The sequence below is a fragment of the Terribium retamae genome, assembly GCF_022347545.1.
GTDB classification, from domain to species: Bacteria; Pseudomonadota; Alphaproteobacteria; order Rhizobiales; family Rhizobiaceae; genus Mesorhizobium; species Mesorhizobium retamae.
The window spans coordinates 108,843-120,561 of the sequence record NZ_JAKREW010000008.1; the positions used below are offsets into that span (position 1 = coordinate 108,843).

Annotated in this window: 8 protein-coding genes; 3 read left to right on the forward strand and 5 right to left on the reverse strand. The window is 60.6% G+C overall.

Going from position 1 to position 11,719, the window contains the following annotated elements; translation table 11 throughout:
- Positions 1 to 52: 52 nt before the first annotated feature.
- Complete coding sequence (locus tag L4923_RS11320) at positions 53 to 967, reverse strand: LysR family transcriptional regulator (RefSeq protein WP_239364920.1); 915 nt, start codon at positions 965 to 967, stop codon at positions 53 to 55.
- A 147-nt stretch (positions 968 to 1,114) separates the two neighbouring features.
- On the opposite strand from L4923_RS11320, the gene L4923_RS11325 reads away from it, so the two are divergent.
- From L4923_RS11325 to L4923_RS11335, 3 genes are all read left to right on the forward strand, one after another.
- Positions 1,115 to 1,954 (forward strand): alpha/beta fold hydrolase, encoded by an 840-nt coding sequence (locus tag L4923_RS11325; RefSeq protein ID WP_239364923.1) that lies wholly within the window; start codon positions 1,115 to 1,117, stop codon positions 1,952 to 1,954.
- A gap of 186 nt (positions 1,955 to 2,140) precedes the next feature.
- Entirely contained in the window at positions 2,141 to 3,160 is a 1,020-nt protein-coding gene (locus tag L4923_RS11330) for an LLM class flavin-dependent oxidoreductase (RefSeq protein WP_239364926.1), read from the forward strand.
- Positions 3,161 to 3,509: 349 nt separating this feature from the next.
- Entirely contained in the window at positions 3,510 to 4,148 is a 639-nt protein-coding gene (locus tag L4923_RS11335) for a LuxR C-terminal-related transcriptional regulator (RefSeq protein WP_239364929.1), read from the forward strand.
- On the opposite strand, the gene L4923_RS11340 is transcribed toward L4923_RS11335, so the two are convergent.
- The 4 genes from L4923_RS11340 to L4923_RS11355 all read right to left on the reverse strand — a co-directional run bounded on the left by L4923_RS11340 (position 4,145) and on the right by L4923_RS11355 (position 11,690).
- The gene (locus L4923_RS11340) at positions 4,145 to 6,085 is read right to left on the reverse strand and encodes an ATP-binding response regulator (protein ID WP_239364932.1); all 1,941 of its coding nucleotides are present in this window, start codon (positions 6,083 to 6,085) and stop codon (positions 4,145 to 4,147) included. The genes L4923_RS11335 and L4923_RS11340 overlap by 4 nt on opposite strands.
- Positions 6,086 to 6,165: 80 nt before the next feature.
- A complete protein-coding gene (locus L4923_RS11345; RefSeq protein ID WP_239364935.1) occupies positions 6,166 to 7,848 on the reverse strand; it encodes a hybrid sensor histidine kinase/response regulator in 1,683 nt (560 codons plus the stop codon).
- Between the two features lie 135 nt (positions 7,849 to 7,983).
- Positions 7,984 to 8,529 carry an invasion associated locus B family protein gene (locus tag L4923_RS11350; RefSeq protein ID WP_239364937.1) on the reverse strand — a complete coding sequence of 182 codons (546 nt, stop codon included), beginning with the start codon at positions 8,527 to 8,529 and terminating at the stop codon, positions 7,984 to 7,986.
- The gene (locus tag L4923_RS11355; RefSeq protein WP_239364938.1) at positions 8,529 to 11,690 is read right to left on the reverse strand and encodes an autotransporter domain-containing protein; all 3,162 of its coding nucleotides are present in this window, start codon (positions 11,688 to 11,690) and stop codon (positions 8,529 to 8,531) included. The genes L4923_RS11350 and L4923_RS11355 overlap by 1 nt, the downstream gene beginning before the upstream one ends.
- Positions 11,691 to 11,719 lie beyond the last annotated feature (29 nt).

The window sequence follows — 11,719 nt, forward strand, 5'->3', positions numbered from 1 at the left end:
TCGCTCTAGCACTTTGATTTCTGCGCATGACCCCGAAAATCGATTTTCGGGGTCATGCGCCAGACGCAGGCAGGCTCATGTCGGAGGCACGGGCCTTGATATGCTCCCAAAGAAGCGTTGCCACGGGTCCATGCGGTCGGTCGCGGCGGCGCGCGGCGACCAGTTCCACCTCGACACCTGGGAAATGATCGCCAGCAATCGACAAGAGACGGCCCGTTCGGAGGTCATCCCCAATCATGAACAGCGGCAGATGGCCCCAGGCCATGCCGCGCAGTATGATCTCTTTTTTTGTCAGGTGATCTCCGACAGTGCACTGCGGAGCCCCCTCCATCACATAGAAGTTCGCCTTCTGTGCGGCTCTGGCCGTGTCGCGGATAATGCATTGGGTGAAGCGACGCATTTGTTCAATTGAGACCGAGCCGGAGGGGGAAAACGGCAGGAAGTCCGGAGCAACCACCGGCACGAACGACACCGTGCCGAGTTCGATCCATTCCAGCCGCGGATCGGATTTTTCCACCCAATGCAGGATGAGATCGGCCTCGTCCTCGAATAGCCGTTCCAACGGCCCGCCGATCGTTTCGAAATGCAGATCCAGCCGTGTGTTGGGGTGGTTTGAGAAAAAGTCGCTCAGCAAGCCGAGGCCATCATTCAGCGGACAGGTGTCGCCTATGACGACGCGCAAATGCGTCTCTTCTCCCATCGCCAGCTGTCGTGCGTGCAGCTCCAGCGTTTCCATCTCGGACAGCAGCATCTGCGCCTTGCGGTGAAAAGAGCGGCCCGCATCGGTGAGCGTTACGCGGTAGCCGCTGCGATCAAACAGAGCGACCCCAAGATTGTCTTCCAGCTTGGCGACAGCTGCGAAAACCGCCGCATGAGAGCGGTTCAATAACAAGGCCGCACCCTGGAACCCGCTTTCGCGGACCACCGCGTCGAAGCATTGGATTTCCTGGAGCGTGAACGAATTCATTGTAGATATTGGTTACAGAGTAATTCAAAACTTTTCAATATTTATCGAAATTGCTCCCCGTTAGCTTCGCATCATTCAAGGCCGGCAAAGGTGCCGGCCTGACAAAGGCCAGCCACAACGCTGGCGATGCAAAGAAAGGTTTTGCCCATGGCCTCCGCCCAACAAGCTGGTCCGATCCAAGAAAAGCCAACCCACTCGTCCTTCACCACAGGCGACGGTGTCAAGATTGCCTACAGAACGGACGGTCGCGCCGATCTCCCCCCACTAATACTCGCGAATTCCATCGCCACCACCCTGCACATGTGGGATGGCCAGTTTCCCGAATTGTCGCAGCACTTCCACGTTATCCGTTACGACTATCGCGGCCATGGCGGCTCAGACGTGCCCGCCGGGGCCTATTCGGATGGCCGGCTTGGCCGCGATGTGCTGGAACTGATGGATCACCTTGGTATCGGGCGCGCACATTTTATGGGGCTCTCGCTCGGCGGCTTCGTCGGCCAATGGCTGGCCATCCATGCGCCGGAGCGCATCGACCGGCTGGTGCTCGCCAACACTGCTTCCCAGCTTGGGCCGGCAGCCTATTTTGACACTGCCATCACCAAAGTTCTTGAGGCTTCAGACATGCGGGAAACCGCTGAAGGGTTCCTTCATAACTGGTTCCCCGTGGCGATGATCGAGGCCAATGGCCCGATTATCCAAAAATTCCGGCAGGACCTGCTCGACATACCGCCTCAAGGACTGGCCGGCCTCTTTGCGGCGGTGCGTGATGCCGACCTGCGCCGCACCATCGCCCTCATCCAGAGCCCTACCCTGGTCATTGGCGGCGAGTTCGACACGGTGACGTCATATGCCATGAGCGAGGCGATCGCGGCGGGCATTCCCGGCGCGCGCCTGAAACGCTTTCCTGCCGTGCACCTGACCAACGTCGAGTTCCCGAAAGAGTTTGTCGCGGAAGTCTTGGCGTTCCTAAAGCCGGATCAGGCCTGACCAACTTCTGGAACGGCGAGGTCATCGATCCGGGGCTTCATCGTTCCGTCCGCACGTGACATCCTCGGTTACCCGGTGGTCCGGGAGTACCGCCCGCTTCAAGAGGTCCGACTGTCTCCGCGGTGGCGACAGTCCGTTGCGTTGCCTCGCATTGAAGCCCGCAGTCTATGTGCTACATCCGTCAGCATGAAGAAGATCGGCTTTCTCTCGTTCGGCCATTGGTCGCCCTCGCCACAGTCCCAAACGCGCTCGGCGTCGGATGCGCTTCTTCAATCAATAGAGCTTGCCGTCGCAGCCGAGGAATTGGGTGCGGACGGTGCTTATTTCCGCGTGCATCATTTTGCCCGCCAACTCGGCTCGCCGTTCCCGCTGCTGGCCGCTGTCGGGGCAAGGACCAGCCGCATCGAAATCGGCACCGCGGTCATCGACATGCGCTATGAAAACCCGCTCTACATGGCCGAAGATGCCGGCGCGGCCGATCTAATCGCTGGTGGCCGGCTGCAACTCGGTATCAGCCGCGGGTCGCCGGAACAGGTGATCGATGGCTGGCGCTATTTCGGCTATGTGCCTGGAGAAGACCAGAGCGACGCCGACATGGCCAGGCGGCATGCGGAAGTCTTTCTGGATGTGCTGAAGGGACAAGGTTTTGCGCAACCCAATCCGCGCCCGATGTTCCCCAATCCGCCCGGTCTGCTACGACTGGAGCCGTTTTCCGATGGGCTGCGAGACAGGATCTGGTGGGGTGCAGCCACCAATGCAACCGCCGAGTGGGCGGCCGAGCTTGGCATGAACCTCCAGAGCTCGACGCTGAAATTCGACGAAAGCGGGAAACCGCTGCACATCCAGCAAGCCGAACAGATTCGCGCCTATCGCGCGGCGTGGAAGGAGGCCGGACACACGCGCGAGCCAAGGGTCTCAGTCAGCCGCAGCATCTTCGCATTGGTCGACGACCGCGACCGCACCTATTTCGGCGGCAGCGACAGCCAGGACCATTTCGGTTACATCGAGGCGGACAAGCGGGCTGTCTTCGGCCGAACCTACGCCGCCGAACCGGATGTCCTTGTCGAGCAACTGAAGCAGGATGACGCAATCACCGAAGCCGATACGCTGTTGCTGACCGTGCCCAATCAGCTCGGCGTCGACTACAACGCCCATGTGATCGAAGCGATTGTCAAACATGTTGCGCCGGCACTCGGCTGGCGCTGACGATAGCAACCTAAGATCTCACCCACCGCTTACTGCGGCGACACCCTCTCATCGCCTTTACCCGTGACGTCGGCCAGACTGGACGGCGTCGCTGTTGAACCGCAGCCGCGTGCAAGCGCGGGATGACGCCGAAGCCTTCTCAGAGAAATAGCCAGCAATATGAGCGGCCACCAGGGCCACGCCGGTGAGATCCCGACGCCTGGTTCAACCTAGTGCAAATGCACTAGCCCAAGAAGGGTCCCGCAAGGGCAACTTATGTTGTTTGACCATTTGGTCAATGCTACATAGCGCCGATGCAAAATCGAGCTTGATCTGCCCCCGATAGCCGACCTGCAACAAGGGGGAAGCAATGCCTAAAGACCTGATCATCGTTGCCGATGACCATCCCGTTTTTCGGGAGGGGTTACGCCGCATCGTACAGACGGTCGAGACCGACGCCGACATCATCGAAGCCGAAACGATGGATGAGGTTCTGGCTGCGGCGCGCTCGGGACGCCAACCAAAACTCTTCATCATGGATCTGCTGTTTCCGGGGCTCGTCGCGGAACGTTCGCTCGCCGAATTGCGCCAGGAATTCCAACGATCTTCCATCATGGTTGTGTCCATGGTCGATGATCGCCGAACGGTCGACACGGTGATGGCCAGCGGCGCCGATGGTTTCGTGTCCAAGTCTGTACCACCGAGCGAACTGATGGAAGCGATCGCAGCCGTCCGCGACGGCGACTATGTGATCAAGCTCAAATCTTCCGATCGCGTATCTTATCCGGCGGAAGACGCCGATATTTTGAACAGCCTGACACAACGCCAGCGCGAGGTGTTGCGCCTGCTTGCCGACGGCAAATCCAACAAGGAAATCGGGCGTATGCTCGACATCTCGCACTACACTGTGCGCATCCATGTCTCGGCCCTTTTGCGTGTGCTCAATGTCGGCTCGCGGTCGGCGGCAGCCGTCAAGGCACTGAATGAAGGCTGGGTCGACAGGATCTAGAACGCTTTTAGGAGCGATGGCGTCTGCGCCCTGCGTGCCCGTCCGAGCGACAGCGCGATCATGGTCGAGCGCAGTTCTGAAGGGCGGACCGGTTTGGACAGGATCGGGATGTCGTCATGCCCGAGTTCCTCGCGCACCCGGTTCTCGTCATGGCCGGTCATGACGATGGCCGGAATGTCACGGCCTGCCTGCCGTCGCACCGCCCGGATGAAGTCCGCGCCGACGACGCCGCTGCCGAGATCGAAGTCGGTGACGATGAGGTCGCATGGTGAGGCGGACAATTCCGTGCCTGTCCCGGCCTGCACGATGCAGCCCCATTTCTCCAGCAGCGATGCCGTCGCCAGAAGCACGTCCTCGTCATCCTCCACCAGCAGCACCCGCAACCCTTCCAGCGGCGAGGCAAACCGTTCCGGTGCGATCTTCCTGGTCTGCTCCGGCGCCGACACCACCGGCAGGCCGGCGATGCGCACGCTGCTGCCTTGCCCCTTGACCGAGCGGATCGACACCCGCAGCGACATCAGATTGGCAAGCCGCTTGACGATGGCGAGACCCAGCCCGACGCCTTCGACATCCTTGTCGCCGCGTTCGCGCACCTGGTAGAATTCGTCGAACAGCCTGGGCAGATGCTCTGCGGCGATGCCTTCGCCGCGATCGTGGATTTCGATCGACAGCCCATAGCGGTGGCGGCGGCAGCCGATCAGCACCTCGCTGCCCGGCGCGTATTTCAGCGCATTGGAGACGATGTTCTGCACGATGGTGGTGAGCAGGGCGGCATCGGTGCGCACATGAAGCCTTGTGCGCACCAGCCGGAAGGTGGTGTTCGACCATTGCGCCCGGCTGGCATTTTGCGCCAGCACCTCGTCGATGATGTCCTGGACGGCGACGACCTCGAAATGCGGGGTGACCTTGCCGCTGTCGAGGGTGGAGATGTCGAGCAGCGAGCGGAACAGGCCCGACACCGAATGCAGCGAGCGGTCGATGTTCTCGACCATCTGCTTCTGCTCGCGGTCGAGGCCGGTGTCGCGCAGGCAGGCGGTGAACAGGCTGATGGCATGGATCGGCTGGCGCAGGTCGTGGCTGGCCTGCGCCAGGAAGCGCGACTTGGCGAGGTTGGCCTCATGCGCGGCGTCGTAGGCTTCATAGACCTTTTGCAGCAGCGCATAGATATAGGCCGGCACCAGGATGGTGGTCATGACCAGGGTCAGCGTCACATAGGGATTGTCCCACCAGAAGGCGTTGAAGTAGGTGGTCGCGGCGATCGAAAGCAGCGCCAGCCCCGTGGAGACGACGAGATAGCGCGCGCCGAAACGAAGCCCGTTGCCGACCGTCACCCAAAGCAGCGCTGCGTAGAGCGGCAGCAAGGCCGCCCCACCGATCGACATCGCCGAGAAGAACGCGATGTAGTCAAAGGCCATCGAAACCAGTCGCCGCGGCTTGTAAACCACCGGTTTGGCGACCACCCACCACAACAGCAGCCACGAAACGGGAACATAGGCGAAATAATATGCGGCAAAACCATTCGCGTAGGACGTCGCCGCATTGTCGAGCAAGGCAACGATCCAGATGTAGCTCGCCAGGATGGGAACAAAGACAAGCCGGACGACAGCCTGGGAGCGCTCGGCATCGTAGCTCTCCTGCTCCCTGATCTCGGCAGTGCTCGTGATTCTGGCGGGAGGAAGCCCCGCGCTGTCGCGTCGCTTGAACATTGCCCTCTCCACGGGCCGTATCGCGAAATAATAGGCGGCCAAACCATTGGCGTAGGATGTTGCCAGCTTGTCCAGCCAGACGGCAATCCAGCTGCAGATTGCCAGCACCGGAACCAAAACAATTCGCGCAACCGGCTGAGAGTGCTCGGCGTCATGGCTCTCCGACTCTCCGGCTTCCGGGGCACCTCCCGTTCTTGCAGACTGAAGATCCGTATCCCGCTTCTTGACCATAGCCCTCCCCTGGGCCGCATCGGGCACCGGCACTTCCCTACACCGGCGCATTCTTCGTGTGAATTCACCGACTTCCGCATTCAGCGCGAGCCCGCCCTCTCCTTTGCCAATCGATCGATCTTGAGTTTCTCCGTCGTCATGATCGAACGGAGTTCGGCCGGCCGGATGGGCTTGGCAAGGATCGCTATTTCGGGATCACCAAGATCGTCCCGCACCCTGTTCTCGTCATGGCCGGTCATGACGATGGCGGGTACAGCATGCCCCAGCCGGTTCCGGACACGCTTTATGCACTCCGTGCCGGTCACCTGCGCACCGAGGTCGAAATCGGTGACAATCAGGTCACACGCGCTGACTTCGTCCGGGATCGACAGCTGCGGATCGACAACGCAGCCCCATTTTCTCAGAAGCGTTGCCGTGGCCAGCAAGACATCCTCGTCGTCCTCGACGAGCAGGACGCGAAGGCCGTCGATTGCAGGTCTTGGCCCTTCGGATTTCGGCTTGGCCGCAGCCGTTTGCGACGCGATGCGCAGGCCCTCGATGACCACTGTCGTGCCGCGCCCTGGTACCGAGCGCAGAAAGGCGGACAGTCCCATCAGTTGTGTCAGCCGCTTGACGATCGGCAGGCCCAGGCCGACCCCGTCGACGTCACGGTCGCCGCGCTCACGAACCTGATAGAATTCGTCGAAAACCTTTGCCAAGTGATGGGCGGCGATGCCGTTGCCGCGATCATAAACCTCGATCGCGAGACCCCCGTGACGGCGACGACAGCCGATCAGAACCGGGCGGCCTGGCGCATATTTCAAGGCATTCGACACGACGTTTTGCAGAATGGTCGTTATCAAGGCAGCGTCGATGGTGACATAGGCTCGTGTAGGCACCATCCGCAATTCAACCCCTGCCCATTGCGCTGCTTCCGAATTCTGCCGGACGATGTCTTCAAACAGGTCCTTCAGCGCGACCGGTTCGAAAAACGGCGTCACCTTGCCGCTGTCGAGCGTGGAAATGTCCAACAAGGAACGAAACAGGCGCGACACACTTTGCAGCGAGCGGTCGATGTTCTCGACCATCTGCTTCTGCTCGCGGTCGAGCCCGGTGTCACGCAGGCAAGCCGTGAACAGACTGATCGCGTGGATCGGCTGGCGCAGATCGTGGCTGGCTTGCGCCAGGAAGCGCGATTTGGCGACATTGGCCTCGCGGGCCGCATTGAACGCTGCGTACACGCGCTCCAGCAGACTGTATGCATAGGCGGGAACAAGAACCGTCGTGAGGATCAGGGTGATCGTCACATAGGGATTTTCCCGCCAGAACGGATTGCAATAGGCAGTGACCAGGATACTGGCGAGCGCCATGCAGGTGGACGCGATAAGATAGCGCGAGCCGAAGCGCAGCCCGTAGCCGACGGTCACCCATAACAGGGGGGCATAAGCGGGCAGCAGAACGGCGCCACCGAAGGTCATGATACCGCCGACGGCAATGTAGTCGCTGACCATTGAGATGGCCCGGCGAAGAAGGTTCTCGCCCGGCCGCTTCACGATCCACAGCAGGACCAGCGCTGAAACAAGGATGTAGGAGGAGAACGACAGCACGACCTGTGTGGTCGTGAAAGCCGTGTCGCCTCTTGAGGAAAAGACGCTCAGCATGACGATAGTGAACAAGGTGGCGGCGCCCAGTCGAAAGGTCGCCTGTGCCCGTTCGGCGTCGTTCGGTCTGTCGTTGCGGGTAACGAAGAGGTCCGCAAGTTTTGCGTGCAGGCCACCAAACATGCTTTGCATTCCGGCCGAGAGACTTCAGATCAATGAATGCGTCTCGCCTTGGGGCCTGGCGATCGGACTGGGCGTTTCACGCCCCGTCACGAGCGGCATCTCAGAATACGGAAGGGAGGTCCAGCCTCCCCTCCTCTATTTCCCCAACTGGATGGTTCGCTCGAGGGCCTGGTTGAAGCCCTTGAGGGAGATCGAGAAAGCGACATCCTTTTCGGTGTCGGAAGCGAAGGCGCCGAGTTTGAGCGCGGTGCCCTGCTTCAGCGCTGTGGTGGTCGCCGCCGTGAAGGTGAGCCTGACGATGCAGCCGCCTGGCAGGCATGTGCGGAAACGCGACGGTTTGCCCGGCGGCGTGTCATCGACCGAGAAGGTCACGCCTTTGTCGAGATTGAGCCCGAACGGCATCACCAGGATGCCCTTCAGGCCACCATCGTCGGCAGGCGTCAGTTCAACGGTCAGCACACGCTGGCCATTCTGGCTGACCTGTCCCTGCGAAAATGCGCATTGCTTCTTGTTCTCGGCCGCCGCCACGCAGGCGACGCGCCAGTCGTCATAGGTTTCCGACAGCGACGACGGACCACCCGTTGCAGCGGCACCGGCGGCAGGTGCCTGCTCCTGCCCGGAAGCGGCAGACGCGGCAGCCAGGAAGGCCGCCGCGCCGATCAGCAATTTGGTGGTTGGCATCAGAAGCGGATGCCAAGCCTTGCGTCGACGCCATTGGTCGACGACCCCGAGCCGAACTCGCCATTGTAGGAGATGCCGATCGTGGCGTTGTCGGTCACCTTCATGTCGAGACCGGTCTGCAGCACGAACGTATCCCTGGCGATCGGCACGCCGGCCACCGTGAACAGGCTGGAACCGGCAAAGCCGACCTTCGAATATGGCGTGGTGTCGCCGAAGGCATGCTTCCAACCGATCGTGCCGTTGGCCGATGTGCTGACCGAACCCAGCATGAAGTCGGTCGAGCCGCGCAGGCCGAGCGTGGTGAAGGTGGTGTTGGTGGTCTGCGCCTCGGCAGTCAGGGCTGCCGCCCCGCCCTTTTCGGTGAAGCCGTCGGTGTGCAGGCTGACGTGAGCCAGGTTCACGAAGGGCTCGAAGGCAGCGCCGGCTGCATCGAAGCGGTAGCCCAGTTCACCGAAGGCCTGGAAGGCGCCGGCATCATAATCCGCCGACAGGCCGTCATTGAAGCCGGTGAAGGAGACGGTACGACCGGTCTCGATGTTGCTCCAGCTGTAGGACAGCCCGGTGCGCAGTGCCAGCGCACCCCAGCGCGTGCCGCCATAGAGGCCGAGATGGTAGTTGTCGCTGTCACCGGAAGACGAGCGGTCCTTGGCATCGAAGGTGGTGCGGCTGTAGCCGGCAAGCACACCGACGCGCCAAGCTTCCATCAGTTCGGTATCGATACCGGTGACGAAGCCGCCGGTGGACTGCTTCATGCGGGACGCATTGCCGTCCGTATCGATGCTGCTCCAGGCGCCGAAGACCTGGCCCCAGGCCGCCGTCTTGGCGGTGGTTGCGGCTTCGATGTCCTTGCCGTCCGGCCCATAGGCCATGACTGGTAGCGAGGCTGCAGCGACGTCGCCGAAGGCGGCACGGACGCGGTCGTTGGCGGCATTGCGCACATATTGCGCGCTGTTGATCAGTGCCGTCGAGCCCGAAGCATGCACCTCGCCCGATAGTTGTTCAAACGCAGCGCGCCCGTTGGCGGCATTGAGCGGCAGCAGCGCGTTGTAGAGCGCATGAGCGGCACCGCCATCCTGGGGCAGCGAGTTCAAGGCGACTGCGGTCTCATACTGGTTGTGCGTCTCGGTCACGTCGTCAAACGGACCGCTGACATTCGGGCCCGGACGCGAGGGCGTACCGGGGTTACCCGGATTACCGGGGTTACCCGGATTACCTGGGTTGCCTGGATTTCCCGGATTGCCTGGTTCACCGGGGTTGCCAGGCTCACCGGGGGTTCCCGTGTCCTTAACCTGGATCTTCAAGTCGACCTGATTGGTCTTCTGGTCTAGCGACACATCCAGGAACGCCGACTGCGAAATCGCCTGCGCGAACTGGCCATTTATACCGCCAGCCGCTGTCAGGATCGTATAGGTCTGTCCGGTCTGGTAATTCGCCGCGGCATCCAGGGCCGTGACGTTGACGTTGACGTTGTCCTTGATGTCAGCGATCCCGTTCTGGTTCACGGATTCGACGGCGATCCTGTCGCTCGCGCCATTGCCTGCGATGTCCACATTGTAGATGGAATTGGCATAGAAGGTCAGATTGCCCTTGACGGTAATGGTGCCGATCCGGCTGTCGGCCGTTCCAGGCGCAATCACTCCTCCATTGACGTCCGTCCTGCCGATTGTCCCCCAACCTTCAAGTCGGCCTTTGGCCGCCACATCAACCGTGCTGGAGTAAAAACTGTTGTTCGCAACAAGCTGGCCGGTCTCACCACCCAGAACGAGCGTACCGTTCCTGACATTAATGCGGGTCGGATCAGGAGCAATGAGAGCTGGATCCTTACCCACGGTACCCAAATCACCCTTGAGGACCAATTTCGCGGTATCGCCATCGACGACAACACCACCCTCCAAATGGTTGCGGGTGGAATAGAACTTCGTCAAATCGCCGGACAAAATGGTTTCGCCAGAGAAGGCCGTGATGACGCCATCTCCAATGATCGTGTTAGCAAATTCGTAGCCGGTGTTGGTGTGATTGAAATTGAGATGACCCTGCCCCGAGCTGTCGAATGTGATTACAGCATCACGATTGACGGTGCCTGCAGATTCAGCCTGCAGCGGCTTCGGTTCGTCCATGAAGCTTGAAAGGTCAACCTTGCCGCCAATCGTCAGATTGCCTGCCTCATTGCGGTCGTTACTGCCATCCAGCGCGATACCACCGTGGACTATCAGTTGGGCACCATTTGCAACCGAGACATTGCCGTCGCCGGCATCACCAATACGCAACCGACCCGTAACCGTAGCGGATGATTGAGCACCCGAAATATAGAGCTGGCTGTCGTTGATCCCGCTGTTGCCAATCTCCGCGGTGGAGGTGGTCAGCGCGCCACCATCTTCAATAGCCATATCGCCGTGCAGCACGAAATTGCCAGAGTTAGCCCATTTCGACCCCGAGCCGGTGACAAGCACTTTAGCGCCCGGCGTATCGCTGAAATCGCCATTTATCTCAACATAGTTGGTGGCGATGGAGCCGCCATCCTTGACGGCAACAATGCTGCTGTCGGCACCGCTGAGGCCCGTTGTCGCACGAAGTTCGTCCGTGGTCAGCAACGACCCCTGGCCGGTAACGGTCAGCGTTCCCTTAGCCTGCTGGCCCGCTCCAACATAGGTGTATTTGGCATCCACCTTGCCGCCATTCTCGACCAGCAAAGTGCCATCACCACCATAGATGTAGGTTGCAGCATAGCCGTCGCCACCGCCGCCAACGTAGAGCGTGTTGCCCAAAATATTGTTCGTACGCGCGATGTTCAGTTCAGAGCCCGCGCCGCTGACGACCACCGTGCCTTGCGAATTCCTGTTTCCGGCAATGATCATCCGGCCACCGACCGTAACATCGGCACCGTTGTTGATCGTTACGACAGCGCCCTTCTGATAGAGGCCAACGATCAGGTCGTAGCTGAAGCCCTGGTTGCCCGACCAGGTTTCACTGGTGCCGTCCACCAAGAAATCCTTCGAATCTGGCGGCGCCGAGAATGCCTGACTGACGTCACCGAGCGAGACAGCTGCGGACAGGGCAATCGCCGAGGCGATGCCCGCTCCGTTGTTGCCAAGAATTGTCGAGCCAAGGAGAATTTTGGTCCAGCGCGCTGCGCCTGATTTTCCGATCGTATTTCCGATCAAGACACGTCCCTCATTAAGTGCAAAGCATC